The sequence below is a fragment of the Streptomyces sp. 351MFTsu5.1 genome, from assembly GCF_000383655.1.
Classification (GTDB): Bacteria; Actinomycetota; Actinomycetes; order Streptomycetales; family Streptomycetaceae; genus Streptomyces; species Streptomyces griseorubiginosus.
The window spans coordinates 308303-335233 of sequence record NZ_KB911779.1 but is presented as its reverse complement, the minus strand read 5'-3'; the positions used below and the strand labels follow the sequence as shown (position 1 = coordinate 335233).

At 70.2% G+C, this 26931-nt stretch carries 28 protein-coding genes and 1 tRNA gene; 15 read left to right on the top strand and 14 right to left on the bottom strand.

Features of this window, described 5'->3' with window-relative positions; all coding sequences use genetic code 11:
• The first annotated feature begins 49 nt into the window (after nt 1–49).
• The 13 genes from H295_RS0113600 (at nt 50) to H295_RS0113540 (ending at nt 13077) form a co-directional block, all read left to right on the top strand.
• Complete coding sequence (locus H295_RS0113600) at nt 50–472, top strand: NADH-quinone oxidoreductase subunit A (protein ID WP_020135887.1); 423 nt, start codon at nt 50–52, stop codon at nt 470–472.
• Nucleotides 463–1179, top strand: coding sequence for an NADH-quinone oxidoreductase subunit B (locus H295_RS0113595; protein WP_020135886.1), 717 nt, complete (start codon nt 463–465; stop codon nt 1177–1179). The genes H295_RS0113600 and H295_RS0113595 overlap by 10 nt, the downstream gene beginning before the upstream one ends.
• Complete coding sequence (locus H295_RS0113590) at nt 1176–2867, top strand: NADH-quinone oxidoreductase subunit C (protein ID WP_020135885.1); 1692 nt, start codon at nt 1176–1178, stop codon at nt 2865–2867. Before H295_RS0113595 ends, H295_RS0113590 begins: the two co-directional genes overlap by 4 nt.
• Complete coding sequence (locus H295_RS0113585; RefSeq protein WP_020135884.1) at nt 2864–3832, top strand: complex I subunit 1/NuoH family protein; 969 nt, start codon at nt 2864–2866, stop codon at nt 3830–3832. Before H295_RS0113590 ends, H295_RS0113585 begins: the two co-directional genes overlap by 4 nt.
• A gap of 2 nt (nt 3833–3834) precedes the next feature.
• Complete coding sequence (locus H295_RS43210; protein WP_020135883.1) at nt 3835–4599, top strand: NuoI/complex I 23 kDa subunit family protein; 765 nt, start codon at nt 3835–3837, stop codon at nt 4597–4599.
• Nucleotides 4596–5351 (top strand): NADH-quinone oxidoreductase subunit J, encoded by a 756-nt coding sequence (locus H295_RS0113575; RefSeq protein WP_020135882.1) that lies wholly within the window; start codon nt 4596–4598, stop codon nt 5349–5351. The genes H295_RS43210 and H295_RS0113575 overlap by 4 nt, the downstream gene beginning before the upstream one ends.
• Nucleotides 5351–5758: an NADH-quinone oxidoreductase subunit NuoK gene (nuoK, locus tag H295_RS0113570; RefSeq protein WP_020135881.1), complete on the top strand. Its 408-nt coding sequence runs from the start codon at nt 5351–5353 to the stop codon at nt 5756–5758. The genes H295_RS0113575 and nuoK overlap by 1 nt, the downstream gene beginning before the upstream one ends.
• On the top strand, nt 5755–7749 hold the full coding sequence (locus H295_RS0113565) for an NADH-quinone oxidoreductase subunit L (protein ID WP_020135880.1): 1995 nt from the start codon (nt 5755–5757) through the stop codon (nt 7747–7749). The genes nuoK and H295_RS0113565 overlap by 4 nt, the downstream gene beginning before the upstream one ends.
• 6 nt (nt 7750–7755) lie before the next feature.
• Complete coding sequence (locus H295_RS0113560; protein WP_020135879.1) at nt 7756–9330, top strand: NADH-quinone oxidoreductase subunit M; 1575 nt, start codon at nt 7756–7758, stop codon at nt 9328–9330.
• A 56-nt stretch (nt 9331–9386) separates the two neighbouring features.
• Nucleotides 9387–10889 carry an NADH-quinone oxidoreductase subunit N gene (locus H295_RS0113555; RefSeq protein ID WP_043217481.1) on the top strand — a complete coding sequence of 501 codons (1503 nt, stop codon included), beginning with the start codon at nt 9387–9389 and terminating at the stop codon, nt 10887–10889.
• A gap of 234 nt (nt 10890–11123) precedes the next feature.
• A complete protein-coding gene (gene htpX, locus H295_RS0113550) occupies nt 11124–11987 on the top strand; it encodes a zinc metalloprotease HtpX (protein ID WP_020135877.1) in 864 nt (287 codons plus the stop codon).
• Nucleotides 11984–12376, top strand: coding sequence for a YccF domain-containing protein (locus tag H295_RS0113545; RefSeq protein ID WP_020135876.1), 393 nt, complete (start codon nt 11984–11986; stop codon nt 12374–12376). Before htpX ends, H295_RS0113545 begins: the two co-directional genes overlap by 4 nt.
• A 131-nt stretch (nt 12377–12507) precedes the next feature.
• Nucleotides 12508–13077, top strand: a complete 570-nt coding sequence (locus H295_RS0113540) for an SMI1/KNR4 family protein (RefSeq protein ID WP_020135875.1) — start codon at nt 12508–12510, stop codon at nt 13075–13077.
• A gap of 163 nt (nt 13078–13240) precedes the next feature.
• Here H295_RS0113540 and H295_RS0113535 read toward each other — a convergent pair whose 3' ends face one another.
• On the bottom strand, nt 13241–14548 hold the full coding sequence (locus H295_RS0113535) for an APC family permease (RefSeq protein WP_020135874.1): 1308 nt from the start codon (nt 14546–14548) through the stop codon (nt 13241–13243).
• A 138-nt stretch (nt 14549–14686) separates the two neighbouring features.
• On the opposite strand from H295_RS0113535, the gene H295_RS0113530 reads away from it, so the two are divergent.
• Complete coding sequence (locus H295_RS0113530; RefSeq protein WP_020135873.1) at nt 14687–14953, top strand: GlsB/YeaQ/YmgE family stress response membrane protein; 267 nt, start codon at nt 14687–14689, stop codon at nt 14951–14953.
• A 133-nt stretch (nt 14954–15086) separates the two neighbouring features.
• Here H295_RS0113530 and H295_RS0113525 read toward each other — a convergent pair whose 3' ends face one another.
• Nucleotides 15087–15575 carry a YajQ family cyclic di-GMP-binding protein gene (locus H295_RS0113525; RefSeq protein WP_020135872.1) on the bottom strand — a complete coding sequence of 163 codons (489 nt, stop codon included), beginning with the start codon at nt 15573–15575 and terminating at the stop codon, nt 15087–15089.
• Between the two features lie 235 nt (nt 15576–15810).
• Here H295_RS0113525 and H295_RS0113520 point away from each other — a divergent pair.
• Nucleotides 15811–15892 (top strand) — tRNA-Tyr (locus H295_RS0113520).
• Nucleotides 15893–16066: 174 nt separating this feature from the next.
• On the opposite strand, the gene H295_RS0113515 is transcribed toward H295_RS0113520, so the two are convergent.
• The 12 genes from H295_RS0113515 to H295_RS0113460 all read right to left on the bottom strand — a co-directional run bounded on the left by H295_RS0113515 (nt 16067) and on the right by H295_RS0113460 (nt 26927).
• Entirely contained in the window at nt 16067–17446 is a 1380-nt protein-coding gene (locus H295_RS0113515; protein WP_020135871.1) for a tyrosine-type recombinase/integrase, read from the bottom strand.
• Between the two features lie 61 nt (nt 17447–17507).
• On the bottom strand, nt 17508–17696 hold the full coding sequence (locus H295_RS0113510) for a helix-turn-helix transcriptional regulator (RefSeq protein ID WP_020135870.1): 189 nt from the start codon (nt 17694–17696) through the stop codon (nt 17508–17510).
• Between the two features lie 158 nt (nt 17697–17854).
• Complete coding sequence (locus tag H295_RS0113505; RefSeq protein WP_020135869.1) at nt 17855–19111, bottom strand: DUF3631 domain-containing protein; 1257 nt, start codon at nt 19109–19111, stop codon at nt 17855–17857.
• A gap of 190 nt (nt 19112–19301) precedes the next feature.
• A complete protein-coding gene (locus H295_RS0113500) occupies nt 19302–20228 on the bottom strand; it encodes a bifunctional DNA primase/polymerase (RefSeq protein WP_020135868.1) in 927 nt (308 codons plus the stop codon).
• Nucleotides 20225–20965 (bottom strand): class I SAM-dependent methyltransferase, encoded by a 741-nt coding sequence (locus H295_RS0113495; protein ID WP_020135867.1) that lies wholly within the window; start codon nt 20963–20965, stop codon nt 20225–20227. Before H295_RS0113495 ends, H295_RS0113500 begins: the two co-directional genes overlap by 4 nt.
• Nucleotides 20966–21054: 89 nt before the next feature.
• Nucleotides 21055–21510 carry a single-stranded DNA-binding protein gene (ssb, locus tag H295_RS0113490; RefSeq protein ID WP_028809326.1) on the bottom strand — a complete coding sequence of 152 codons (456 nt, stop codon included), beginning with the start codon at nt 21508–21510 and terminating at the stop codon, nt 21055–21057.
• A 2-nt stretch (nt 21511–21512) separates the two neighbouring features.
• Nucleotides 21513–21683, bottom strand: coding sequence for a hypothetical protein (locus H295_RS47510; RefSeq protein WP_020135865.1), 171 nt, complete (start codon nt 21681–21683; stop codon nt 21513–21515).
• A gap of 14 nt (nt 21684–21697) precedes the next feature.
• A complete protein-coding gene (locus H295_RS46665) occupies nt 21698–21913 on the bottom strand; it encodes a hypothetical protein (RefSeq protein ID WP_020135864.1) in 216 nt (71 codons plus the stop codon).
• A gap of 165 nt (nt 21914–22078) precedes the next feature.
• Nucleotides 22079–24232, bottom strand: coding sequence for a hypothetical protein (locus H295_RS0113475; RefSeq protein ID WP_020135863.1), 2154 nt, complete (start codon nt 24230–24232; stop codon nt 22079–22081).
• Nucleotides 24229–25302: a hypothetical protein gene (locus H295_RS0113470; protein WP_020135862.1), complete on the bottom strand. Its 1074-nt coding sequence runs from the start codon at nt 25300–25302 to the stop codon at nt 24229–24231. Before H295_RS0113470 ends, H295_RS0113475 begins: the two co-directional genes overlap by 4 nt.
• Before the next feature lie 108 nt (nt 25303–25410).
• Complete coding sequence (locus H295_RS0113465; protein ID WP_158691046.1) at nt 25411–26646, bottom strand: hypothetical protein; 1236 nt, start codon at nt 26644–26646, stop codon at nt 25411–25413.
• A 5-nt stretch (nt 26647–26651) separates the two neighbouring features.
• Entirely contained in the window at nt 26652–26927 is a 276-nt protein-coding gene (locus H295_RS0113460) for a hypothetical protein (RefSeq protein WP_020135860.1), read from the bottom strand.
• Nucleotides 26928–26931: the final 4 nt, after the last annotated feature.

The window sequence follows — 26931 nt, the reverse complement described above, 5'->3', positions numbered from 1 at the left end:
TCAGCAGCTCACGCTGTGTTCAGCGGCTCACAGGGAGCGAGGGGCGGACGTGCCGGAACCGACCGTCGTCGGTGCAAGCACCGTCGATCCGACTGTCGTCGCGGCGGACTACTTCCAGTCGTACTCGGTCGTAGGACTGCTCGCCGTCGTCGGCGTGCTGTTCGTCGCGGTCGCCTTCGGCGCCGGACGCCTGCTGCGACCCGTGGTCCCCACACCCGAGAAACTCCTGACCTACGAGTGCGGAGTCGACCCCGTCGGCGAGGGCTGGGCCCACACCCAGGTCCGCTACTACGTCTACGCCTTCCTCTACGTCATCTTCGCCGTCGACTCGATCTTCCTGTTCCCGTGGGCGACGGTCTTCGCGGCCCCCGGCTACGGCGCGGCCACGCTCGTGGAGATGTTCGTCTTCCTGGGCTTCCTCGCCGTGGGCCTGCTGTACGCGTACAAGAAGGGAGTCCTGGCATGGACGTGACCCCCTCGGAACCCGTTCTGCTCCCGGAACCGAAACGGCTCGGCGCGCTGGCCCGTCTCGCCCCCGAGCCGATGAAGGTGGTCCTCAACTGGGGCCGCCGGTACTCCCTCTGGGTCTTCAACTTCGGCCTCGCCTGCTGCGCGATCGAGTTCATCGCCGCGTCGATGGCCCGCCACGACTTCATCCGCCTCGGTGTCATCCCCTTCGCCCCGGGTCCCCGCCAGGCCGACCTGATGGTCGTCTCCGGCACGGTCACGGACAAGATGGCCCCTGCCGTGAAGCGCCTGTACGAACAGATGCCCGAGCCCAAGTACGTCATCTCCTTCGGCGCGTGCAGCAACTGCGGCGGCCCGTACTGGGACTCCTACTCGGTGACGAAGGGCGTCGACCAGATCATCCCGGTGGACGTCTACGTCCCCGGCTGCCCGCCCCGCCCAGAGGCCCTCCTCCAGGGCATCCTGAAACTCCAGGAGAAGATCGCGAGGGAGTCGCTGGGGGAGCGGTACGGGGTGACGGCCGCAACGTCCGGGGGGCGCGCGTCGGCGGCGGCGCTCCAGAGCGGGTTGGTGAGGGCGCCGGAGGCCTCGCGGGGGGCGGAGGCTTCGGGCGGTGCGGGCGCCTCGGGCAGTGCGGACGCTTCGGACGGTGCGGGCGGTGCTGCCGTCGACGGCAGGTCTGCCGGTCAGGGTGAGGGGGACGCGACGTGACCGCCGTCGGCTGGCTGCCCGCCCCCGCCGAGGAGCTGTTCGGTCCGGAGGCCACCGCGGAGGAGTCGTACGAGGTCCTCACGGTGGACGTCCCGCCGGTGGCCTGGCTCACGGCCCTGCGCGTGGCCCGCGACGACCTGGGCTGCACCTACTTCGACTGGCTGAGCGCGGTCGACGAACCCGGCACCGGCTTCCGCGTGGCGGCCCACGTGGCGGCCCTGACCCCGGTACGGCGCCTGCTGCTCCGCACGACGGTCCCTCACGAGACGCCGGTCCTCCCCACCGCCGTCGACATCTACGCGGGCGCCGCCTGGCACGAGCGCGAGACCCACGAGATGTTCGGCGTCACCTTCGAGAACCACCCCTCCCTCACCCACCTCCTCCTCCCGGAGACCTTCGAGGGCCACCCCCTCCGCAAGGACTTCGTCCTGGCCGCCCGGGTCGCCAAGGCCTGGCCCGGCGCGAAGGAACCGGGCGAGTCCGAACACGGCGGCCCCAAGCGCCGCCAGATGCTCCCCCCAGGAGTCCCCGACCCCAACGACTGGGGCCCCCAGAAGGGCCAACTCCCCCCCACCCCAACCCGCCCCACCCGCACCCCCCGCCCCTCCTCGGACCGCCCCACCCGCCGAGCCCGCTCGGCGTCGGAGGGGTCGGCGAGTCAGGGGGAGACGCGGGGGGCTGAGGCTGGGGCAGGCTCTGCCGGTGCGGTTCCGGGTGCCGGTGCCGGTGCCGGGACCGGGGCTGCGGGGGCGGTTCCGCGTCGGGCGCGGTCGGCGTCGGAGGGTTCGGCGAGTCAGGCGGGGACGCGAGGTGCCGAGGCCGGGGCAGGCGCTGCGGGCGGGGCTCCGGGGGCCGGGGCTCGGGCTGCGGGTGCGGTTCCGCGTCGGGCGCGGTCGGCTGCTGAGGGGTCCGCGAGCCAGGTGGGGGAGTCCGGAACGTCCGGCGCTCCGACGCCCGGCTCGCCCGAGACCCAGCCCGCAGCTCCGGTGGCTGACACGCCCTCGCCCCAGTCGGCCGCACCAGCGACCGGCTCGCCCGAGTCCGCGTCGGCGGCGCCGGCCCGCTCGCCCGAGTCCTCCACGGACACCCCGGCGGAGGGCTCGCCCGCGTCGGATGCAGCCACCTCACAGCGTCCGGCGAGGAGCGGTGCCGCTCCTGCGGGCCCGCGTCGCGCTCGTAGTGCCTCAGGCGGATCCGCGAGCCAACGCACCACGACCACCCCGGAACCGTCGTCCTCCTCGTCGCCCCCGCCGGAGGAAACCGGCTCCAACCCCGCGCGCCCCAGGACCCCCGTCCCCCCGCGCAGCTCGGACGCCCCGTGGCACCACGCCCGCCCGGCCTTCGACGACCCGGCACCGGAGCGACCCCGCACCCCCGACGACACGGAACCCTCCCAGAGCCCCGAGCCACCCAAGGGCCTCGAAAAACCCTCGACTTCCGAGGGCCCGGCCCCGGAGACCGCCGAGCCGGTCTCCGAACCCGCCGCTCCAAGCCCACAGAACACCGGCCGGACCCCCGACGACTCCACCCCCGACGACGACTCGACCCCGGACGACTCGACCCCGGACGACCCGCCTGCAGCCGAAGCACCCACGGCCGAGACGACTTCCGACGAGCCGTCGACCCCCGACCCCTCAAAGCCCCACCCCCGAAGCACCCCCGACCACCCTGCTGGAGGCCCGCAGTGAACGACGCTCTCGACGTCGCCCTGCGACTCCTGATCGTCTTCGTCGTCTTCCTCACCTTCCCCTTGATCATCGGCCAGACCGAGCACAAGGTGATGGCCCACATGCAGGGCCGCCTGGGCCCCATGTACGCCGGCGGTTTCCACGGCTGGGCCCAACTCGTGGCGGACGGAGTCAAGTTCGCCCAGAAGGAAGACATCGTCCCCGCAGGCGCGGACCGCCGCATCTTCCAACTCGCCCCCGCCGTCGCCCTCCTGCCCTACCTCCTCGTCCTCCTCGCCATCCCGATCGGCCCCGGCGAGGGCGCCGTCGGCGAGGTCGTCGACGCGGGCGTCTTCTTCGTGCTCGCCGTGATGGGCGTGGGCGTCCTCGGCTCCCTCATGGCCGGCTGGGCCTCCGCCAACAAGTTCTCCCTCCTCGGCGGCCTCCGCACCGCCGCCCAGCTCCTCGCCTACGAACTCCCGATGCTGCTCACCGCCGCCTCCGTGGCGATGGCCGCCGGGACTGTCTCCCTCCCCGGCATCGTCGACGCCTTCGAGTGGTGGTGGCTTCCCTGGCAGATCGTCGGCGCGATCGTCTTCTTCGTCGCCGGCCTCGCCGAACTCCAGCGCCCTCCCTTCGACATGCCCGTCGCCGACTCGGAGATCATCTTCGGTGCCTACACCGAGTACACCGGCCTCCGCTTCGCCCTGTTCCTCCTCGCCGAGTACGCCGGAATCGTCGTCCTGTGCGGCCTCACCACCGTCCTCTTCCTGGGCGGCTGGCACGGCCCCTGGGGCGCTGACGGCCTCGGCTGGGTCTGGACCCTCCTCAAGACAGCCCTGCTCGCCTTCGTCGTCATCTGGCTCCGCGTGACCTACCCCCGCCTGCGCGAGGACCAGCTCCAGAAGCTCTCCTGGACTCTCCTCGTCCCCCTCTCCCTCGCCCAGATCGCCCTCACCGGCATCGTCAAGGTGGTGATCCAGTAGCCATGGCCCCGATTCCTGGCAGCGGCCTCGCCAAGGGCCTGGCCGTCACCCTGCGCACGATGACGAAGAAGACCGTCACCGAGCAGTACCCCGACACCCAGCCCGACCTCCCGCCCCGCACCCGCGGAGTGATCGGCCTGTTCGAGGAGAACTGCACGGTCTGCATGCTCTGCGCCCGCGAGTGCCCCGACTGGTGCATCTACATCGACTCCCACAAGGAGACGGTCCCCGCCGCGACCCCCGGTGGCCGCGAACGCAGCCGCAACGTCCTCGACCGTTTCGCCATCGACTTCTCCCTCTGCATGTACTGCGGTATCTGCATCGAGGTGTGTCCTTTCGACGCCCTGTTCTGGTCGCCCGAGTTCGAGTACGCCGAGACCGACATCCGCGACCTCACCCACGAGCGGGACAAGCTCCGCGAGTGGATGTGGACCGTCCCGGCCCCGCCCGCCCTCGACCCCGGCGCGGAGGAACCGAAGGAGATCACCGCCGCCCGCAAAACCGCCGAGAAGCTGGCCACGACCCAGCCCGAGCCTGCGGACCCGACCGGCTCCAACGCCGAGCCGACGGCCCCGGCTGGGCCCAAGACCGAGCCGACGGACCCAGGTGGGCCGGGGCCTGGACCGACGGGCCACGCCGGACTGAAGCCCGGACCGACGGACCAAGCCGGACCGAAGCCCGAGCCCACCGAACCGCGCCCCCGGCCGACCGAGCCGCCCACCGAGCCGCCCGCCGGGCCGACCGCCCCTGAGGGAGACGCCCCGTGACCCTCGCCGCAGCCACCGCGACGGCGGCGCACCCCACGCTCACCACAGTCGCCGCCGAATCCCACGGCTTCCTCTCCCCGACCGGCGTCGAGGTCGCCTTCCTGCTCGTCGGTTTGGTCACCTTCGGCGCCGCCCTCGTCACCGTCACCACCAAGCAGCTGGTGCACGCCGCCCTGTGGCTGGTGGTGGCCCTCGGCGGCCTCGCCGTCGAATACCTCCTGCTCACCGCCGAGTTCATCGCCTGGGTGCAGGTCCTCATCTATGTCGGTTCCGTAGTGGTCCTCCTTCTGTTCGGTCTGATGCTCACCAGGGCCCCCATCGGCCGTTCTCCGGACGCCGACTCCGGCAACCGCTGGGCCGCCCTCGTGGTGGCCGTCGCCGCTGCCGCCGCCTTGGTCTGGGTGGTCGCCGACGCCTTCCGCACCACCTGGATCGACCTGGACGGCCCTGCCGCCGGCTCCACCGAGGCCACCGGCGCCAGCCTCTTCCAGAACTGGGTCCTCCCCTTCGAGGCCCTCTCCGTCCTGCTTCTCGCGGCCCTGGTCGGCGCGATCGTCCTGTCCCGCAAGGCGAAGGCGGAGTCGAGCTCTCCCCCTCTGAACTCCCGAGCCGCGCCCGGTAGTTCCCCGTCCGCTCCGAATTCCCGTAATCACCCGATCGGGCGAAATGGGCGACTCGAGGCAACCCGGTCGGCCAAGGAAACCGGTTCGGCCGAGGAAACCAACCCTGCCGAGCAGGAAGGCGCCCGCTGATGCACCTCGCCTATCCCGCCGTACTCGCCGCCCTCCTCTTCTGCACCGGCCTCTACGGAGTCCTCGCCCGCCGCAACGCGATCCTCGTCCTGATGTCGGTCGAGCTGATGCTCAACGCCGTCAACCTGAACCTGGTCGCCTTCGACGTCTGGCTCAGCAGGGCCGCCGAGGAGACCCTGCACTCCGGTCAGGCCCTGACCCTGTTCACCATCGCCATCGCCGCAGCCGAGATCGGCATCGGCCTCGCGATCGTCCTCGCCGTCCACCGCAATCGCGGCACCGCCGACATCGACAAGCTCCGCGACACCGCCGAGGGCCACGGCCCCGACGACACCGACGACGACGCCCGCACGGCCGAGCCGGCCGCGGAGACCGGGCGGACCGGGAAGGCTGAGGCCACCGCGTGACCACGACCACCCTCGCCGTCCTCGTCCCCCTCCTTCCGTTCCTGGGTGCCGCGGCCGGCCTGCTCCTGGGCCGCACCGCCCCCGGCTTCGTCCGCCCCCTCGCTGTCGTCCCGACGCTGGCCGCCCTCGCGCTGGCCGCGGTGGTCGCCGTACGCCAGGGCGGCGACCAGACGGTGAGCGCGGCCACCGAACTCACCCCGACCGGCTCCGTCCCGATCGAACTCGCCCTGTACGTCGACGGCTTCGCCGCCCTCGTCGCCGTCCTGGTGGCCTTCGTCGCCACCTGCGTGCAGATCTACTCGACGGGCTATCTGCGCGACGACCCGCGCTACCCCTCGTATGCCGCTCTCGTCTCCCTGTTCACCTCCGCGATGCTGCTCGTCGTCTACTCCGGCGACCTGATCGTGCTGCTGGTCGGCTGGGAGGTCATGGGCATCTGCTCGTACTTCCTCGTCGGCCACTACTGGGAGACCCCCGAGGCCCGCGCCGCCTCCCTCAAGGCCTTCCTGGTGACCAAGCTCGGCGACGTCCCCTTCCTGATCGGCCTGTTCGCGCTGGCCACCGACACGGGGTCCTTCCGGATCACGAAGGTCCTCGACGCCGTCGCGCACGGCGGACTCGACCACCCGACCCTGATCGCCCTGCTCCTGCTCGCGGGCGTGGCGGGCAAGTCGGCGCAGTTCCCGCTGCACACCTGGCTCCCCGACGCGATGGCAGGCCCCACGCCCGTCTCCGCGCTCATTCACGCCGCCACGATGGTCGCCGCCGGTGTCTACTTCATCGCCCGACTCCTTCCGGTCTTCGAGGCCTCCCAGGCCGCGATGGTCGTCCTCGCCGTCATGGCCGGCGTCACGATGCTCGGCTCCGGTCTCGCCGCACTCGCCCAGGACGACATCAAGCGCGTCCTCGCCTATTCGACGATCGGCCAGCTCGGCTACATGACCGGCGCCCTCGCCGTCGGCGACCGCGGCGCCGCCGTCTTCCACCTCCTGTCCCACGGCGCCTTCAAGGCGCTCCTGTTCCTCGCGGCCGGCGTGATCATCCACGCCGCCGGCACCAACTCACTGGCCGCCATGTCCCGCATGAAGGACCTGCGCGTCCGGATCCCCGACGCCTTCTGGACGATGACCGTGGCGCTCCTCGCGCTCGCCGCGATCCCGCCCTTCAGCGGCTTCTTCTCCAAGGAGTCCGTCCTCGGCGCCGCCGAGCACGTCGCCACCGGCCACACCGAGCACGCCCCCGGCGCCGCCGGCTGGATCACCCTGGTGGCCGGCCTGCTCACGGCCCTGCTCACCGCGGCGTACGCGACCCGCCTGTGGCTGCTGGCCTTCCACGGGCGAGGCCCCGAAGCGCCCGACCACGGCCGTCAGCCGCTGACGATGAACGTGGTGCTGTGGGTTCTCGCAGTCCCCTCCCTCGCCCTCGGCGCCTTCGCCTACCGCGTGCTGCCCGACTGGTTCGACGGACGCGACCTCACCCCGACCCTCACCACCTCCGTCCTCGGTACGGGCGTGGCCCTGATCGGCGGCCTGGTCACGTACGCCGCCTGGCGCCACACCAGCGCGGCCGCGGCCGGCGTCCCGCTGGGTGCGGTCGCCGCCCACCCCGAGGGCGACGCCGGACTGGTCGAGGCCGAAGCCATCGCCACGCACGAGCCCGCCTACGGAGACGTGGCCTACGCGCCTGACCCCGCCGACCCCGGACGGCTGCTGCTGGGCCCCCTGCACCGCCACGCGGCCGTCGGCTTCCACCTGGACGCCCTCTACACGGCCGTCTTCGTCCGCCCTGTCCAGGCCGGAGCCACCCTCGTGCGGTTCCTGGACCGGGAGGTCGTCGAGACGTACGTGCGCGGCGCGGGCGCGTTGCCCCGCTGGCTCGGCGTCGCCGTACGGCGAGCCCAGACCGGCAATCTCCAGACCTATGTGAGCGCGCTGCTCGCCGGCACCGTCGTCCTCGCGGTCGCCGTCGTCCTCGTCGCCACGGGAGCGTGAGCAGGCGTGATCGATATCAACGAGTCCGTGATGCAGTTTCTTCTGGCGTTGATCGTGGCCGGTCCGCTCCTCGGCGCCGTCACGGCCCTGCTGCCCGCCCCGCCCGGACTGAAGGGGAAGTCGCCCGAGCAGGCGGTCCTGCGGCACGGCGTCACGGTCACCGGCGTGATTCTCATCGCCGCGATCGTCCTCGCGCTCGGCTTCGACCACGACCATCCGTCGAAGATGCAGGCCACGACCGACATCAGCTGGATCCCCGCACTCGACGTGCGCATCCACCTCGGCATCGACGGCATCTCCCTCCCCCTTCTGGTCCTGACCGCGCTGCTGACCTTCCTCTGCGCGCTCTACTCCTACTTCAAGATGCCCTCGGGGCCGACCCCGAAGGCCTTTGTCGCGCTGCTTCTCGTCCTCGAGTCCGGCACCCTCGCGACCTTCGCCGTCCTCGATCTGCTGCTGTTCTTCCTTGCGTTCGAGACGGTGCTCATCCCGATGTACTTCCTCATCGCCCGCTGGGGCGGCGCGGAACGTCAGGCCGCCGCCTGGCGCTTCATCCTGTACACCCTGCTCGGTTCGGTCGTCATGCTGCTCGGCCTGCTCCTGATCGGGATCAAGGCGGGCACATTCGACATGGTGGCACTCGCCACTGACAACGGCCGGTCACTGACCGCATCCGTGCAGGTCATCGCCGTTCTGGCGATCGGGATCGGGCTCGCGGTCAAGACCCCGATGTGGCCGTTGCACAGCTGGCTGCCCGACGCCCACACCGCCGCGCCCACCGTCGGCTCGGTCCTGCTGGCCGGTGTCCTGCTGAAGATGGGTACGTACGGGTTCGTCCGTATTCTGCTCCCGGTCGCGCCCGACGGCTTCCGCGAGTTCGCGCCCTACCTCGCCGCCTTCGCCGTGGTCGGGATCATCTACGGATCCCTGGCCTGCCTCGCCCTCGCCAAGCGGGGAGCGAAGGGCGACCTCAAGCGCCTCATCGCCTACTCGTCCGTCGGCCACATGGGCTTCGTCCTCCTCGGCATCGCCACCATGACCCCGACCGGCGTGAACGGCGCCCTGTTCGCCAACATCGCCCACGGCCTCATCACCGGGCTCCTGTTCTTCCTGGTCGGCGCGCTGAAGGACCGTACGGGCACCACCGATCTCGACACCCTCGCAGAGGAGACCGGCGCGGCCCTGTACGGCAAGGCCCCCCGTCTCGGCGGCCTGCTGGCCTTCGGAGCGGTGGCCTCGCTCGGGCTCCCCGGGCTCGCCGGGTTCTGGGGCGAGATGCTGGCCCTCTTCGGCGCGTTCAAGCCCGCCGACGACCTCAGCCGCCCCGCCTTCCTCACCTTCATGGCGATCGGCGCGTTCGGCACCCTCCTGACGGCCGCGTACATGCTCGTCGTGGTCCGCCGCGTCTGCATGGGCGCCGTACCCCAGGACGCCCCACAACTCGCCGACGTCCACACGTACGAGTTCGCCGCATGGACGCCGCTCGTCGCCCTCACCGTCGTAGCGGGCCTGTGGCCGAAGGCCCTCCTGGGCCTGACCGACCCGGCCGTGCAGCAGCTCCTCGCAGGAGGCAAACGATGAGCACCCTGGCCGCCGTGGCCCAGCCACTGGCATCCTCGGCCGAGTCGCCGGCCGCGATGGCCGCGAACCTCGTCCAGTCCGTCGACTGGCTCGCCATCGCACCCCCGACCCTCGTGGCGGTCGTCGGGCTCGTCGTCCTGGTCGCCGACCTGTTCGTCGGTGACGGGAAGAAGGCCCTGCTCGGCTGGCTGTCGGTCGCGGGCCTCGCTGCCGCCGCGCTCCTGCTGCTGCCCCTCCTGGACGGCGACCGCAGCACCTTCTGCCTGACCGGCGACACACACGTGTGCAGTTACACGGTGGACCGCTTCACACTCGTCATCCAGGTCCTGGTCCTCGGTGGCGCCCTGCTGGCGGCCCTCCTGTCGGTCACCACCCTCAAGGACGCGGACAAGCAGCTCCCCGAAGGGGAGTACTGGTTCCTGCTGCTCTCCTCCGCGGCCGGCGCCGCTCTCCTGCCCGCCTCCCGCGACCTGGCGACCCTCATCGTCGCCCTTGAGGTCGCCTCCCTGCCCGCCTTCGCGCTCGTGGGCATCCGGCACGGCGACAGGAAATCGTCGGAAGCGGCGCTGAAGTTCTTCCTGTCCTCGGTCACCGCGACCGCGGTCAGCCTCATGGGCATCAGCTTCGTGTACGCCTCGACGGGCACCCTGTACCTCACCCAGGTCGCCGACCGCATCCAGCACGTCGACGGACAGCTCCACACCCTCGCCCAGACCGGCGTCGTCCTCACCCTCGTCGGCTTCGCCTTCAAGACCGCCGCGGTGCCCTTCCACTTCTGGGTGCCCGACACGTACGCGGGCGCGCCCCTCCCGATCGCCGCCTACTTGTCGGTCGTCGGCAAGGCGGTCGGGTTCTCCGGCCTGATCCTCATCACCGTCGTCGCGCTGCCGTCCTACGCCGACGTCTGGGGCCCGGCGCTCGCCGCGCTGGCCGCCCTCACCATGACGGTCGGCAACGTCGGCGCCCTCCGACAGCAGGCCACACGCGCGTACAGCGCCGTACGACTGCTCGCCTGGTCGTCCGTCGGCCAGGCCGGCTACCTCCTCGTCCCGATCGCCGCGGCCGCGTACTCCGACAATGCCGAGCGGTCCGTGGGCTCCACCGTCGCCTACGCCCTCATGTACGCCGCCGTGAATCTCGGCGCCTTCGCGGTGGCCGCTCTGGTGGGCCGTACGAAGACCGCGAACCGCCTCTCCGACTACCGAGGCCTCTACGCGTCCAACCCTCTCGCCGCTCTTCTCCTGGCCTTCTTCCTGCTCTGCCTGGCCGGGCTGCCACCGGGCATCATCGGCCTGTTCGCCAAGGTCACCGTCTTCTCAGCGGCCGTGGAGGCGGGACTCGGCTGGCTCGCCGTGGTCATGGCCGTCAACGTCGTGATCGCGCTGTTCTACTACCTCCAGTGGACGACCCTGCTGTTCCGGGCCCCTGAGGGCGAGCCGGCCGCGCACCGCGTTCCCGCTCCCCTGACCGTGGCGCTCGCCCTGACCGGGGTCCTCGGTCTCGCCCTCTCCGGCGCACCCCAGCTGGTGCTGCGCTTCACCGACACCGGCCTCTTCTGAAGCAACCGGCACAGAAGCGAGCCGTCGCCCTGCCGGAACCCGATCCTGTCTTCCGACCCTTCACCCGGACGGCCCACCTGGGCCTCCACGCCCACCAGGGAACTCGTGGCCTCCGCCTGGCGTTGAGCACAACGGAAGGGTCCACTGGACGTGACACCACGGACCAGTGGCTCGGAAGACATCGGAGACCAGTAAGCAAAGGGTTCCCCTGCGGCACCACTTGGAGGGCGTACCGTGCACCGCCGGCACAACGGGCTCAGGACCGCAGTCCTCCTCGGGGGTCTGTCCGCACTCATCATCGTCATCGGCAGCTTCTTCGGCCGTATGGGGCTGATCGTGGCCGTCCTGATCGCGCTGGGCACCAACGCGTACGCGTACTGGAACAGCGACAAGCTGGCTCTACGCGCGATGCGCGCGCGCCCGGTGAGCGAGTTCGAGGCGCCGGCCCTCTACCGCATGGTCCGCGAGCTCTCCACCCAGGCCCGCCAACCGATGCCGCGCCTGTACATCTCGCCGACCGAGGCACCCAACGCCTTCGCGACCGGCCGCAACCCGCGCAACGCCGCGGTGTGCTGCACCGACGGCATCCTGCGGATCCTGGACGAGCGCGAACTGCGCGGCGTCATCGGCCATGAGCTCAGCCACGTCTACAACCGCGACATCCTGATCTCGTCGGTCGCCGGCGCGCTCGCCTCCGTGATCATGTTCCTCGTCAACTTCGCCTGGCTGATCCCGGTCGGCCGGTCCGACGACGATGACGGCCCGGGCCTCCTCGGCATGCTGCTGATCATGATCCTCGGGCCGCTGGCGGCCAGCCTCATCCAGCTGGCGATCAGCCGCTCCAGGGAGTACGAGGCGGACGCCTCCGGAGCCCAGCTCACCGGCGACCCCCTCGCGCTCGCCAGTGCCCTGCGCAAGCTCGAAACGGGCACCCAGCAGCTGCCGTTGCCCCCGGAGCCACGCATCGAGACCGCGAGTCACATGATGATCGCGAACCCCTTCCGCCCTGGTCAGGGACTGTCCAAGATGTTCTCGACGCACCCGCCGATGGCGGAGCGCATCGCCCGGCTCGAGAAGATGGCAGGTCGCCCCCAGTGAAAACCATCCTGAACGTCATCTGGCTCATCCTGAGCGGCTTCTGGCTCTTCCTCGGATACCTGGCCGCGGGTGTGCTGCTCTGCATCACGATCATCGGCATCCCGTTCGGGATAGCCGCCTTCCGCATCGGCGTCTACGCCCTGTGGCCCTTCGGGTACACCACGATCGAGCGCCGGGACGCGGGCGCCCCTTCCTGCCTGGCCAACGTCCTGTGGCTGGTCCTCGCCGGCTGGTGGCTCGCCCTGGGCCACATCGCCACCGGACTCGTCCTCTGTCTGACGATCATCGGAATCCCGTTCGGCATCGCCAACTTCAAGCTGATCCCCGTGTCCCTCTTCCCGCTGGGCAGGGAGATCGTCCCCACGGACGTACCGTTCGCGGCTCGCTGACGGGCGGACTCGGGAGTGCCCGCCGCAGTTGTCCACAGGCAGGTGGTCGGGCTCGGACCGGTGGTTGTCCACAGGTCGATGGTTGTCCACAGGCCCGCCCGACTGTCGGTGCCGCCCTGCATCATGAATGCATGACCGAGAGCGAGCAGTTGCTGGCACGGGTGGCGGACAAGGCCCGCAACACCCGTCCGTGGGGCTGGGCCTCCCTCCCCGAGCCGGTGGACGTGGCCACCCTGAACCGCGCCGAGGCTGCGCTGGGATTCCACCTGCCCCCGCTGCTCGCAGACCTCTACCTGCACGTAGGAGACGGTGGATTCGGCCCGGAGTACGGGCTGTTGCCGCTTCTCGACAGCCCGCCGGCCGGCGAGCCCGCGGCTGTCGTGCAGTACCTCGCCAACCGCAAGAGCAGCCGCAAGGACCCCGACTGGCCCTGGCCCGAAGGCGTCCTGCCGATATCCCACTGGGGCTGCGCGATGTACGCGTGCGTGGACTGCCACACCGAGGGAGCCCCCGTTCTGCTCTTCGAGCCCAACGCAGGCGACTGCGACCACTCCTGGTTCGTCGACAGCGTCACCCTCGCGGACTGGCTGCGAGCGTGGGTCGACGGTACGGGCTGGTACGAGGAGATGAACGAGGAGCTGGAGATGACCCCTTGGGCGGAGTTCCGAATACGAGCGAACCGGTCAGTTCAGCCGTCCTGACACAGGGGATCCCGACCCCGCACAACTCGGCGCGACCATTGCGACTGAGGCGGGGTCAACTACAGGCCGCGCGGGCCGCGCCGCCCGCCGACGCACGCACCACGGCCGACCTGTCGGCTGCACCGCCCCGACGCAGCCGCCCCACGTACGCCGCTGCCTCCCCCTACCGCGCCCGCCACTTCCGCACGCCGTACGCGATCGCCCCGACCCCCAGCACTCCCGCCCCCACGACCGCCGAAACCGCCGGCAGCGCGAACGCCAGTACCCCGCACCCGAGCAGACCCACCGCCGGAACCACCCGAGCCACCGAACCCGAACCCGAGCCCGAATCCGCATCCGAAGCCGAACCTGCAGGCGATCCCGCTCCCGACCCCGAAGTCGAACCCAGCGTCCAAGCCGACGCGTTGGCCACCGCGTAGTACGCCAGCACACCGAAGGAGGAGAACCCGATCGCGCCCCGCACGTCCACCGTGGCGGCGAGGACCGCGACCACCGCACCCACGGCCGCCTCAGCCCGGTGCGGCACCTGGAACCGGGCGTGGACGGCGGACAGCGCGCGGGGCAGATGTCCGTCCCGTGCCATGGCCAGCGTCGTCCGTGAGACGCCCAGGATCAGGGCGAGCAGTGAGCCGAGCGCGGCCACGGCGGCACCGACCCGCACCACCGGCGCGAGCCCCGGCACGCCGGCCGCCCGCACCGCCTCGACCAGCGGCGCACCCGCACGTCCCAGGGCATCGGCACCGAGCACGGAAAGGACAGCCACCGCCACCGCCGCGTAGACGACCAGCGTGATGCCCAGGGCCAGGGGGATCGCGCGGGGGATGGTGCGCGCGGGATCCCGTACCTCCTCGCCGAGGGTTGCGATGCGCGCGTAACCCGCGAACGCGAAGAACAACAGACCGGCAGCCTGCAGCACCCCGCCCGTGCCGCCGGAGGCCCCCACGTCCAGCCGCCCGGCCTCGGACGCGCCCGACCCCAGACACACCACCACGACGGAAGCGAGGACAGCGAGGACCACCGCCACGATCACCCGGGTCAGCCAGGCGGACTTCTGGATGCCGCCGTAGTTCACCGCGGTCAGCGCCACCACGGCCGCGACGGCCACGGCATGAGCCTGTCCCGGCCAGACGTACGCCCCCACCGTCAGAGCCATCGCCGCACAGGAGGCCGTCTTCCCGACCACGAAGGACCAGCCCGCGAGGTAACCCCAGAACGGACCGAGGCGTTCGCGTCCGTACACATACGTGCCGCCCGAGGCGGGGTACAGGGCGGCCAGCCGAGCCGAGGACGTGGCGTTGCAGTAGGCGACCACGGCGGCGACGGCGAGTCCGAGCAGCAGCCCGGACCCGGCGGCGCGGGCAGCCGGACCGAGGGCGGCGAAGATGCCGGCGCCGATCATCGAACCGAGCCCGATCACGACGGCGTCGGTCACCCCCAGGGTGCGCCGAAGTTCGGCGGCGGGTTGCGTCATGTGCGGCACCCTACTGACCGAATGCAACCACGGAGTGTGGCCCTGACGTCCTCTTCGGCAGGATCCGCACGGTGCGCCGGGACGTAGATCACAGTCCTCGGACCGTGCGAGCACAGCGCGGAAGGGCAGGTTCAGGGCATGAGCATCATCGGCTGGATCATCCTCGGACTGTTGGCCGGAGCCATCGCCAAGTTCCTGCTGCCGGGGCGCGACCCGGGCGGCATCCTCGGGACGACCCTCATCGGAGTCGCGGGCGCGTTCATCGGCGGCTGGATATCGGCCCGTTGGCTGGACCACCCGATCTCGAAGGACTTCTTCGACGGCGCCACCTGGGCGGCCGCGATCGGCGGCTCACTCGTCCTCCTGATTGCCTACCGCCTCCTGTTCGGCAACTCGCGCGACTGATCCACCCCGAACCGCAGCCAGCAGGCGAGAAGGGTGGGCACCGGCCAGGTGCCCACCCTTCCTCGTGAAGTCGTGCAGCGGTGAAGCGTTGAAGCCGTGGAGCCGTCGGTCAGCGGCTCGGTGGCTCAGCGGATCACCGGTAGTTCACGAACTGGATCGCGAAGTCGAAGTCCTTGCCCTTCAGCAGGGAGATGACGGACTGAAGGTCGTCGCGGCTCTTCGAGCTGACCCGCAGCTCGTCGCCCTGCACCTGGGCCTTCACGCCCTTCGGACCCTCGTCACGAATGATCTTCGCGACCTTCTTCGCGTTGTCCTGGGAGATGCCCTCCTCGATCGACGCGAAGATTTTGTACTCCTTGCCGGAGAGCTGCGGCTCGCCCGCGTCGAGCGCCTTCAGCGAGATCCCACGCTTGATCAGCTTGGACTGGAAGACGTCGAGGACCGCATTGACCCGGTCCTCGGAGTTCGCCTCCATCAGGATCTTGTCACCGGACCACGAGATCGAGGCACCCACGCCCTTGAAGTCGTAGCGCTGGGAGATCTCCTTGGCGGCCTGGTTGAGGGCGTTGTCGACCTCCTGCCGCTCGACCTTCGAGACGATGTCGAAACTGGAGTCGGCCATGTCCTGTGGCTCCTTGTATCAGGGTGCGTGTCGGCGTGCGTACGGATGTGTATCGGCGTACGTGGGGGCGGGCGCCGAACCCGTCGTGGGCCCGGGCCGCATCCGCCCAAGCCTAGTCACCCCACGCCCCGCGGGCGCAGATCAATCAGGTGGCGAAGCACCCCTGGGCATCGGGTATTGTTTACGTCGTTGCCACGGAGCACCGCCGAAAGACGGTTCGAAGGGCAGCAACCCCGGCGGTGTGCCCGAGCGGCCAAAGGGAGCAGACTGTAAATCTGCCGGCTCAGCCTTCCCAGGTTCGAATCCTGGCGCCGCCACGCTGAGAGAGACCCCCTCTCACCAGGTTAATCGCCTGGTGAGAGGGGGTCTCTGCGTTGCCCGCGCCGTTCGATTCGCCGTGGCCGGGACGTGGACGTGTCTCACCTCGTACCGCCCATATCCCACTGTTGATCAGTGCGCGTCCCCCAGGTGTCCCCCGGGGGTGAGCATGGTCACTCTGGCTCGTTCCACTCCCGAAGCGCTGCGTCGATCCGGCTGTTCGCACGCTCGCGTGTCTGGTCAAGCACCTTGGCGTACACCTTGTGCAGCACCGCGATGCTGTGTCCGGCTCGGCGGGCGCACTCCATGGCGTCCACCCCGGAACTGAGCCAGAACGAGACGCCGGCGTGACGGAGGTCGTAGGGACGACGGGCCAGCAGCGAGGACGTCTCCGCTTCGGTGAGCACGTCCTTCCGGGCCTTGGCCCACACCTCGCCATAGCCGGTCTCTTGTAGAACGCCGTTGCGGTTCGTCCGGAAGAGGCGGCCATCGGGTGCCGTCCCGTGAGTGGCGATGTGCTCTCGTAGGAGGCGGACGAAGTGCGGTGGGATCGGTACTGGACGGGAGTCATTCTTCGCGCGGGCCTTGAGGTGGCGCGTCTCGTGCGCCGTGCCGTCGTCGGTCCAACTTCGTCCGGCGCGGACAACTCCCTGTCGCAGGGTGAGCATCCCCCACCCCGTCTCCGGGAGGTGGCACTGGTTCATCCGCAGTCCAGCGACTTCGGCAGGGCGCATGGCGGCGTAGTACAGGCACCCGAAGAACGCTTCCAGGTGCCGTCCCCGCGGGCCCTGCTCACGCACCCCAGCCAGCAGGGCGCGGACCTGGCGAGGGTTGGCGACACTCTCGGGGTCCACCGCTTCCACCGACTTCGGGGCGATCCATTTCACGACCGTGATCGGGTTGACCGGCATGGTGAAGTACTGCTTTTCCACGGCGAGTCCAAGGACGTCGCTCAGGCAGGCCCGCTTGCGCTTTGCGGTGCGCGGCGATGCCTCTTTGCCGTCCAGCCGTCGGGACAGCGCGTCCAGAGCGAGACGGACGGTTGCGGGATCCTCCATCGCAGTGACCGGCATGGAGTGCTTGGCGATCCAGGCGAGGGCACGAGCCACATCGTCCGGTGGGGTCTCGTCCCAACGATTCCGGTTGTACGCCCACCCGTACAGCGCGCGTCGCATGAGCGCGGCATCGGGCATTCCCGCTTGTGTTTTTACGAGCGCAGGAGTGATGGTGGCTAGCGCATCGGCGTAGTTCTTCCGCGATTTCGCCGGGGCCAGCGCCCACTTGCGGTCGACGTACGCGCGGCTGTGCTCGTACCACGTCACGGAACTCTGCTTGGCGCGCAACTCCGAGACGGGGAGGCCTGTCTCCTCGTCGAACTGGTCGCCGCGCCGTACGGCAGACATCAGCTCCGAGCGTCGCCCCTCGGCTTGGACCTTCAGCGCGTAGCTCTTGGAGTGCTTACGCTCCCCGACCAGCCAGCGCACGCGGTAGGACTTCGGCCGATCCTTGCGAACCTCGATCGCGTAGAGGCGAACGTCGTAGGTCAGTGCCATATGAACTCCAGAGGGGCCTGCCGGAGGCGGGCCCCTCGTGTCTTGGGTGTGCGGGAGGTGGTCAGGCGGCAGCGTCTTCCATGGACGACCACCACGCGTCGAGGTCGACGCGGCGGCAGCGGAGCTGGCCATTGGGGAGCTTGATCAACTTCGGGGCCTTGCCCCGCGCACGCATCCGATAGAAGGCGGCGCGACTCATGTCGATCTCTTCGAGGACTTCGGAGAGCTTGAGCATCTTGGGGCGAGCCATTGTTGCGACTCCTCGTCTGGGGCCTTCTGGGGAATCCGCAACATCCGCCACACCGCAACATTGCTGGTCAGCGGCTTGGATCTGTGGCGGATGCTGGTTGTGTTGCGGATAGGTGCCGCCGCGCGGGGTGCGCGGCGGCACGACGCGGTTGCGGCTGGTCAGCCAGCGATGCGGAGTTGCCGTGTGTCGGTTTCCGCGGACACGTGGCGGCTCTCGGAGGGGTCTTCCGCCACAGATTCACCCTCGCTGACCTGCGGTGTTGCGGACGTTGCGGATGTTGCGGACTTCTCGGGGGGAGGGGGGCAATAGCGGGTCCAGGCGTCGTGGAGGTCTTCCGCGTAGTAGCCCTTGGGGGTGCCGCTGCCGACGCGGATGCCGCGGGGCTTGATGGGGGTGTTGTCGGGACGTACGTATTGGCTCAGGAGCTTGGACAGGCCGCGTGCGGTGAGCGGTTTGGTGCTTTGCCCGTCCTCGCTCATATCGGCCCACGGGGCGTCATCGAGTCCCAGCAGGACTTCGAGGATGGCGGCACTTGGCATGCGATCGGCCCCGCAGAACACGCGGTCGCGCAGATCGGTGAGTAGTCGCACCCCGAGGGATGCCTCATCACCCTGGGCAGCGGCTTTGATGAGCGCGACGCATGCGCTGCGGGCCCGCTCGGGCCAGTGGCTGCCAGCAGCGTCGGCGACCGCCAGGAGCGGTTCCCAAACGTCGGCGGGCCGGTCTGACACGCCCTCGGGCATCTCCGGCCAGGCCGCGGCGACCTCGTCATGGATGGCGGTGGCCCAGTCGGCGAGCCGGTCCCGCAGTGCGTGGCCCTGCTTTTCGTGGACGCGCCGGCGGTACGGCTCGGCCTTCTCGTTTGGGGCCTTCTTGCGCATACGGATGATCACGGAGCGGGTCAGGATCGTGTCCGGGAGGGAGCCCAAGCCAGCCATGGCGACCGCGCAGAACGAGGAGAACCACTCGGTGCTCTGGTTGGAGCCGTCGCCGACGCAGCGCAGGGACTTGGCGCCACGCCGGTAACCGGAGTTGAGGAACCCGCGGACCTCTTCGTTGCCGCCGGCCTTGGGGCCGAACACGGTGTCGATCTCGTCGAAGAGCAGGGTCGGGGTACCTCCGTCCGCCTCTACCAGTCGGAACAGCGCGTTGGCAGAGGCGTTGACGGTGGTGGCCGCGCGCGGGGTGAGGGTCTCCACGATCTCCAGCGCACGGGACTTGCCCGATCCGGGCTCGGGAGAGAGGAACGCGAGGCGAGCGGTGCCGTCGAATGCGTCAATGAGGTGCGCGTGGGCGTCCCACAATGCGACCGCGACGTAGGCGTGCTCGGTAGGGAAGACGTTGAACCTGCGGTGGAACGCTTCCACCTCATCGAGCAGCGCGGCGCCGTCCATCGGGTTCTGCGAGCCGGTCATGCGGCGTTCCTCCTTCCGGAATTACAGGTCGTGCATGAGGTTCGGTGGATCGTGGGGAAGAGCTGAAAGGGCGCCCTTCGGGCGACCTTCTGTCGGCCGCCCTCGCCTGCTCCGACACGGGCGGGCAGGGCGTCCTGCGGCCCGTCGGGGGCGGGGATGAGGCAATCCAGGCGGGGGGAGTGGTTGGTGGTCACGCGACCTCCCGCGGTGTCGCGTTCGCCACGATCCACTCCATGGCGCTGCGGATCGTGGTGCGGCACTCGGCAGCCGGCAGTCCCGTCGACTCTCCCGCCGCCTGGATTGCCTGTTCGACCGTGTGGCGGTCGATGTGTCCCCAGGCGACGAACCGGGCCACCTTGCACGCACTGCGGTGCAGGGTGTTGTTGCGCCCGTTCGGGCCGCCCTCGCGAGCGGCTCGGATGACCGCGCACTCCCGTTCCAGAGCCGTGCGCGCGGCCTTGCTGCCGTCCAGCACCGGCGCGAGCGTCGGCGGTTCGGCAGGTTTCGCGGGTTCGGTCAGCAGGGTGGCCAGCCACGTGGGCAGCGCGGCGACCGGGGCCGCCTCGGCTACCTCGTAGGCGCCCTGCGGGGTGGTGCTGCCCGCGGCGACGACGTAGCCGCCCCAGGCACGGGTGTCGATGTTCGGGGCGAGCCGCTTGACGCTGCACTTCAACCGCACCCCACTCGGGGCCGTGAAGTACAGATGGAGGCCCCCGCTCGGGGTCCGCACCTGGTAGGTGTGCGGGTAGGGCTGGCCGTGGCGCTCGCAGAGCGCCTTGAAAGAAGTGGCGCCGTCAGGCGCTCCTTCAGGTTCTTCCTCCTTCGGCATGTCCAGATCGACGACCAGCAGGCCGGCCGGTCCGGTCGCGATCCCGACGTTGTACGGGTGATGCGCCCATGCGGTGTGGATCAGCTCGGGGTCGGTGGTGGCGCGCTGTTCGGGGGTGCGGTGCCCGCCGGCGCAGCGTCCGGTGCGGGGGCAGTCACGTTCGGGGTGCCCGGTGGGCCGCTTGGCGCCCGGCACCAGCGGGATGACGGGCCAGCCCCGCTCGCCGCACAGCAGGGCGGCGGCGAGCAGGTGCAGGGTGTCCAGGGAGACGGTGAGGGGCTCGCTCATGCCGCCGCCTCCCGCCCGGGTGCGAGGGCGGCGAGGTAGGCGCGGCCGACCCATTCCGTGTAGGCGGGCGGCAGCGCCTCGCGGAGCCTGCGGTGGTCGGTGGACCAGTCGATGCCCTTCGCGGCCCGGATCTCGTCCACGGTGGCCTTGCCGCCGCCCTCGCCGTACGCGGCGACGTAGGGGCCCTCGCGGTACTCGCCGTGGCGCCACCCGCGTACGTAGCCGCGGTGCTTGGGGTGGGCCGGGCGGACGGTGGTCCAGCCTCCGAGTTCGAAGTAGCGGTGCATGAGCACCGCGAGGCTGAACTGTTCCCCGCACAGCCGGATGTCCTTGCGGACTTCGGAGCCGGGCACGTTCTCCATCGCGTACGGCCGTCCGGTGCCTTCCAGGGCGGCCCGGGTGGGCGCGATGAGGCGGGGGTAGGTGCGGCCGATCGCCGCGTTGCGCGCCTTGTTGGTGCCCTTGCTGGGTGCGCCTTCGCCCTGGCAGGGCGGGGAGGCGTGGATGAAGTCGTATTCGTGGCCGTGGGCGCGGATGAAGTCGATGGCGTCGCCCTGGTGGAAGGCGTCGCCCGGGTAGTCGGGCTGTGCCTGGATGTCGACGCCGGTGATGTGGCAGTCGGGGCCGAACGCGCGCCGGTATCCGTAAGTGGCGCCCCCGATGCAGCAGAACGCGTCCAATACCCGGATGGGTTCGGACGGGGCGAGCAGTCGCCCGATCGCGGTGGGGTGGGTCATGCTGGAGACCTCCACAGGTCAGTTGACTGGTGGGTGGACAAGGGCGGCCCCGCGACTTTGGCGAGACGAGGGGGCCGCCCTTGGCGCAGCTAGAACGGGGGTTCGGCGTCGGCCGCGGCTCCGCCGGAGCTGTTGCCGGTGGCCCACGGGTCATCGCCCGCGGGGGTGTTCTGGCCGGTGCGCTTGGCGTTGATGGTCACGGTGGTGAAGCGGACAGAGGCGCCGATGTCGTCGATCTCGACGGCGAGCATGGAGCGCTTCTCGCCCTGCTCGTTGGTCCAGTCGTGCTGGCGCATCCGCCCGTTGGCGACGACGCGTGAGCCCTTCTTGAGGCTGTCGGCGATGTGTTCGGCGAGGGTGCGCCAGGCGGCGCAGCGGTAGAAGGCTGTGGTGCCGTCCTTCCACGCGTTTGACGTGCGGTCGAAGGTGCGCGGGGTGACGGCGACGGTGAACTTGGCGAGCGCGGCGCCGCCCTCGGTGAACTTCAGCTCGGGGTCGTCGGTCAGGTTGCCGACAAGGGTGATCGGGGTTTCTCCGAACGACATGGTCACTCGCTCTCAGATTTGGTGGGCTGGTGGTCGGCGGTGAAGTACAGGCGCACGCGCTTGCGGTCGCGGGTGGGGTACTGGCGGGCGGGTCCGGTGTCGAACGCGGCGGCCAGAGCGCGGCTGACGCGGTCGGTGTCGGTGGGCTCGCAGATGACGCGGATCTCGAACACGGCTGCGTCCTGGGCTACTTGGAGCAAGCGAGTTTGAGGATGATGCCGCCGACCCCGACGGGTCCGGCGGCGCTGGCGATGACGGTCGCGTTGTGGGCGGCGACGTCGAGCAGCCAGGCCACAGCGGCGGCCAGTCCCCATCCGCCGGCGATGAATGCGCCGGCGATCGCGAACGGGTACAGGAAGCGCCGCAACGGAAAGTCGTTGTTGGTGCCGTGTATGTGCGCCAAAGCGGGTTCTCCTTGTCTCGGGGATGGTGCGGGCGGCCGGGTGGCCTGTCCGGTCCTCGCCCCCGTGTGCGGGAGGGCGAGGATCAGGCGGAGCATCCGGGCGCATGAGAAAGGGCCCGCACCCTGGTGGGATACGGGCCCTGCGCTGTGCTGGAGGAACGCGCGTCAGAGATCGGAAGGGAGCTTGGTTCCGGTCTCTGCGTCGTACGCGATGCCGGTCGGGGACAGGCGGATGGTCCGGGACTGTGCGCGGGCGCCGTCCTTCCAGGTCTTGCCGCCGACCGAGACGCGGACGGTGATGTCCGCGAGGGGGTCGGTGACCGGCAGGTCGATCTCAGGCGCCTTGGGGAACCAGCGGTCGTTGCCCCGTGTGGTCTGTGCCGTCTTGCCGGAGGCGTCGATGCGCAGGTACTTGGCGTTGCGGTCCGCGTACGAGCGCAGTTCCAGGAAGACATGGTCCCGGTTGCTGTTCCAGTGGGCGACCAGGTCGGCGTTGACACCGTCGACCTGAAGGGCTGCCCCGGAGCGGCCCTTGTAGGCGGCGGCCTTGGCCTGGCGCTCTTGCTGCGCCTGGTCGTCGGCCGCGTACTGGTAGACGCCCGCGATCGTGATGCCCAGGGCCGCGATCGCGGCGACGTAGGGCCACCGCCGCCGGGCGCGCGGCGGCGGTGGTGGGACGGTGGTCTGAGGTTCGGGGGCATACGGCTGGGGGCCGCGGTGCCATTGCGGGGACGTGCTGTCGCCGGTCTTCTCGAACCATGCAGCGTCGTCGGAGCCCATGTGGGCGACGGTAGCGCGCAGTTGCACGGCCTGTCCGTGCTCCCCGCGCAGATCGGCCACCTGCGCGCGGGTCTCCCACCAGGCAAGCGCCTGGGGGGAGTTGAGGCCGTGGGCGATGATGTCCTCGCGTTCGTAGAGGGCGGCTACCTGACAGGCCTGGTCGAAGTGGCCGTCCAACGCGGCCTGGAGGACGCTCTCGTGCCGGGTGAGAGCGCCGATGACGTTCGGCGGCAGGCTCTCCCAGTCCCAGGTGTCATCGGCTGCGGTGAACGGTGCGTGCAGATCATCCGAGTCGACAACGACGCCGGCGTTTTCGCTCGGCTCCGTGACCTGCTCGGTGGCCGTGGTGTTCTGTTCGACGGACGTCCCCTGCTGCGCCATGCGGCGCCGTGACGACGTGTCCGTCAGCGCGATCTCGTGCTCATCGAGCAGAGTGTGGACGACGTCGACGTAGTCGGGGCCGACCTTCCACACCGCCTGGCCGGGTTCGAGGGTGGGGATGATGTCGATGAGCGTCTGGGGAAGTCCGAGCAGGGCGCCGACGATCGCGGCCTCTTCCGGTCCCAGGCGTCCGACGTGGGCGATCTCGCACAGCCGGGCCAGGTCCTGCGCCTTGCCCTGTCCGAGGTCGGACAGGGTGTGCATCACCACGTCCAGCGACAGAGCGGCCTTGCGGCTGTTCTTCAGCAGGCGCTGGATGAGTTCGCTGGTGGCCGGGGACAGCAGGATCTGCCAGGCCTCTTCGAGCACCAGGTGGCGATGCACGGCGGTGGACTGACGCAGCCACACGTGCTCTGCCCAGCAGGAGATCGCGGCCATCAAAGACGGGATCGCCGGGCTGTTGCGGTCCAGCTTGGTGAAGTCGAACGACAGGATCGGCAGGTCCGTCTCCGGCAGGCTGGCGTCCTGGCCGTCGAACAGGCCGGTCAGAGAGCCTTCGGTGTAGCGGGACAGGGCGATCGCTGCGCCCTCGCCCCACTCGGTCAGCTTGGCGGCTGGCCACCGCCCGTCCTCCGGTGCCACCAGCGCATCGACCAGCCCGTTCAGCGAGGTCGCTTTCGGGTGGGCGAGGGCGTGCTGAAGGGCGTGGGCGGCCTGATGGGTCAGGGCGCCCGGCTCGACAGCGGCGATCAGGGAGCGCACCAGCTGCTCGCGGACCTCGCGCGGGAACAGTCCGCTGCACGGGTTGAGGGTGAAGGAGCCGGCCTCGATGACCCGGCCCCCCAGTGCGCGGACCAGCGGGGCCCACTCGCCGCTCGCACTGTCCTCGCCGAAGGAGTCGATGACGACGGCCTGGTGGGCGTTGTCGAGGATCTCGCGGCGAATGCGGGCCTTGGCGGTCGTGGACTTGCCGGAGCCGAGACCTCCCAGCGCGAGCGAGTTCGTGGACGGCAGGATCGCAGCGTTGGTCAGGACGGGCGAGAGGTGGAAGGCGCGGCCGTCCAGCAGGGAGCGGCCGATCGGGATGCCGGGGAAGGCAGTGTTGGAGGCGATGAGGGGTGCGGTGATCGCGGCGTGGTTGGAGGGCAGGCGGATCACAGGATCGCCCCTTTCCGGGTGGAAGCGCCGTGCGGGGTGGTCATCACGTGGGCGCGGTGCTGCTGGCCGGGAAGCCAGTCAAGGACGATGCGGTGCCGATCGGCCGCAAGGGATGCCTGCCAGCGAGCGTCGATGACGGCTCCGGGGCTGTCGCCCCACACCGTCAGGTAGGCGTCCAGATCCACGAGGGTGGCGCCCTGCACGAGGGCGCCGTGCGTGGTGCCGCTGGCGATCTGGTGGGCGTCCTGCTTGACCTTGTCGGCCGTGAACGCCTCGCTCGCCGCGGCCTGCCACTTCGCCGACCTGCGGGACTGCCCCGCGGGGAGCGGCCGGTACAGGACCGCGAATGAGCGCTGTGCCTGGTCGTCGAGCAGGAACTTGCCCATCAGGTCCCCGCCGGTCTCGTCCGGCCAGCCGGTCACCCGGGCCGTGGCCGCGAACCGCCCGTCCTCCAGACCCACCCACCCGGAACCGCGGTCAACCACGGCAGGCAGCGGATCCGGGACAACGTGAGCGAGCGTTCCCAGGCGAGCGAACTCGCCCTCCAGCGTGGCCAGCAACCGGTCCGGCTGCCCAACCAGCCCCTTGGGGACGTGCACAGAGATCGTCTGGGTGTGGTCGGTGAACTCGCCGACCGCGGCATGATGGGTGACGTGCACCTGCACGCCTGCTTGGCGGGCCTGGCCGCCGGCGAACGTCAGCGCCTTGGAGAACGCCTCATGGAAGGCGATGCGGCGCGCGTCGTCCTGCATGGTGCCGTGGCCCGGGTACAGAGCCCACGTCGCGGTCGCGCCGGGCTGGCCGGTCATGGCCATGGGCGCGGTGCCCTCGCGAAGGTGCCGGTAGCCGACGGCCGCCCATCGGGCCATCGAGCGGGGACCGGGGGCGAGGTTGAGCAGGGCTCCGGCCGCGCCGATCGCACCGAACGCCCACAGCGGGGGCGGGGAGATCATCGCGGACGCGAGGACAGCGCTCCCGACGCCGGCGTTCACCCGGGTCAGCAGGGTCTCGCAGGGGCTCAGTCCGCGCTGGAGAGCAGGGATGCGGTAGCCGGGCGTCAGGGAGTACATCGGAAGAACCTCCGAAAGTCTGAGGGGCGAACCGCCCCGGGCCCGGCACTCCGCTCATCCCGCGATCGGGTGGGATGAGAAGAACGCCGGGCCCGGCCGGGGGGCTCGCTACGGGGTGGAAGGACGACCGGCCCCCGTTGCGGGAGCAGGGGCCGGACTGCTCGGAGCGGCGGCGGGGGAAGGGGTCGGCGGCGAGCCGGACGCCCGCACCTGGCTCCGGGCCGCCTTGATCTGCGCACTGCGGTCGGAGCGTTCGGCCGCGTGCGCGGCAGCGGACTGTGGGGTAGGACGTCCCGACCTCTTCTGCTGCTGCCGGACGCCGTACGCGGCGAGCAGGACCCCGCGGTCCTGGTGCACGGCGCGGCCCGGAGTGTTGACGGTGCGCCGCGGGCGCGGAGCGTTCTCCTGCTCGTAGACGTCCGGGGCGCCGGCCCGCACGACTGCATGGGCTACCCGGTTGTCGGTGCGCCGTTCCACGACGGTCCGGGCGCCGCGCGCGACCTTGGGCCCGAAGTACGGGATCCCGTGGAAGACCATGCGCAGCATCAGGGCGTCCGCCGCGAGCAACAAGACGGTGTCGACCACGAGTGAGCCGTGGGCAAGTTGGACGAACGGGGAGACGAGGATCAGGGCGAACGGGCAGAACATCAGCCCGAGCAGGCGCATCGTCCACGTCTTCACGGCCGTCGTGTCGCCCCCTCGTGCCAGCGAGGCCAGCACGAGCGGGGCCATGCACACGAACGCGAGGATGCCGAGGTTGCGGGTGATGAACACCAGCGCCGCGGGGGCGAGGGCCACCACGAGAGCGGAGACGGTCAACAGCTTGGCGAGTGGCACGTCCTTGTCCGCGCCCTGCTGGAGGTCGTTCAGGATGACCTTGAACAGCGTGCTCTCGTTGCTGTTGAACGCGGTCGTGAACGCGGCGCTCACGGCCTTGTTCAGCATCATCACCGTCCCCGGTACCGTCGCCATTCCGGCGACGGCCGCCAGGGTCCATCCGGTCGATGCGCCCATCTGGCGCAGGCGCGGTGCGCCCTGCCAGGCGGTCAGGCCGCACACGACGACCACGCACACGAAGACTGCAACGGCCAGGTGCTGTCCAAGCCATAGGAACGGCTCGTAGAGGGCACTGTCCGCACTCTTCGGTGCCCACGCGTCCTTCGGCGCGACCAGCGCAATGATCTTCTTGATGACGCTCTCTGCGAAGTCCCGCACGTTGTCGGAGGCGCCGCCGGTGATGCCGCCTCCGGTGCCGCCGCCGTGAGAGCGCCTCCAGTCTTCCTCACAGATCTCGCGCATCGGTTTGGCGAGTGCGCTGCTGCAATGGCTCTCGTTCTCCGCCATGGGCGTCAGCCCTTGGCCTGGGTGACGGTGGAGAACAGGGTGTCGCCGTACAGGGCGAGGACGACAGCGACGAACAGCGTGCCGATCGCCATCGATCCCTTGCGCAGGGCGCCCTTGGGGTCGCTGGAGGTCTGAAGCAGCATGCGCAGCGCGATGATCGCGATCACGGCGGCGATGCCCTTGACGACCAGGCCGCCACCGGTCATGCCGATGGTGGCGAAGAAGTCCTTGAAGCCGCCGGACATGTCGACGGGCTTGGCGAGGATGAGGAGCTTGCTCATCGGG

Excerpts from the sequence above, each read along its gene's own strand:
- H295_RS0113595 (WP_020135886.1), top strand. The coding sequence starts at position 463 with ATGGACGTGACCCCCTCGGAACCCGTTCTGCTCCCGGAACCGAAACGG.
- H295_RS43210 (WP_020135883.1), top strand. The coding sequence starts at position 3,835 with ATGGCCCCGATTCCTGGCAGCGGCCTCGCCAAGGGCCTGGCCGTCACC.
- nuoK (WP_020135881.1), top strand. The coding sequence starts at position 5,351 with ATGCACCTCGCCTATCCCGCCGTACTCGCCGCCCTCCTCTTCTGCACC.
- H295_RS0113555 (WP_043217481.1), top strand. The coding sequence starts at position 9,387 with ATGGCCGCGAACCTCGTCCAGTCCGTCGACTGGCTCGCCATCGCACCC.
- H295_RS0113540 (WP_020135875.1), top strand. The coding sequence starts at position 12,508 with ATGACCGAGAGCGAGCAGTTGCTGGCACGGGTGGCGGACAAGGCCCGC.
- H295_RS0113535 (WP_020135874.1), bottom strand. The coding sequence starts at position 14,548 with ATGACGCAACCCGCCGCCGAACTTCGGCGCACCCTGGGGGTGACCGAC.
- H295_RS0113530 (WP_020135873.1), top strand. The coding sequence starts at position 14,687 with ATGAGCATCATCGGCTGGATCATCCTCGGACTGTTGGCCGGAGCCATC.
- H295_RS0113525 (WP_020135872.1), bottom strand. The coding sequence starts at position 15,575 with ATGGCCGACTCCAGTTTCGACATCGTCTCGAAGGTCGAGCGGCAGGAG.
- H295_RS0113515 (WP_020135871.1), bottom strand. The coding sequence starts at position 17,446 with ATGGCACTGACCTACGACGTTCGCCTCTACGCGATCGAGGTTCGCAAG.
- H295_RS0113510 (WP_020135870.1), bottom strand. The coding sequence starts at position 17,696 with ATGGCTCGCCCCAAGATGCTCAAGCTCTCCGAAGTCCTCGAAGAGATC.
- H295_RS0113505 (WP_020135869.1), bottom strand. The coding sequence starts at position 19,111 with ATGACCGGCTCGCAGAACCCGATGGACGGCGCCGCGCTGCTCGATGAG.
- H295_RS0113500 (WP_020135868.1), bottom strand. The coding sequence starts at position 20,228 with ATGAGCGAGCCCCTCACCGTCTCCCTGGACACCCTGCACCTGCTCGCC.
- H295_RS0113495 (WP_020135867.1), bottom strand. The coding sequence starts at position 20,965 with ATGACCCACCCCACCGCGATCGGGCGACTGCTCGCCCCGTCCGAACCC.
- ssb (WP_028809326.1), bottom strand. The coding sequence starts at position 21,510 with ATGTCGTTCGGAGAAACCCCGATCACCCTTGTCGGCAACCTGACCGAC.
- H295_RS0113470 (WP_020135862.1), bottom strand. The coding sequence starts at position 25,302 with ATGTACTCCCTGACGCCCGGCTACCGCATCCCTGCTCTCCAGCGCGGA.
- H295_RS0113465 (WP_158691046.1), bottom strand. The coding sequence starts at position 26,646 with ATGGCGGAGAACGAGAGCCATTGCAGCAGCGCACTCGCCAAACCGATG.
- H295_RS0113460 (WP_020135860.1), bottom strand. The coding sequence starts at position 26,927 with ATGAGCAAGCTCCTCATCCTCGCCAAGCCCGTCGACATGTCCGGCGGC.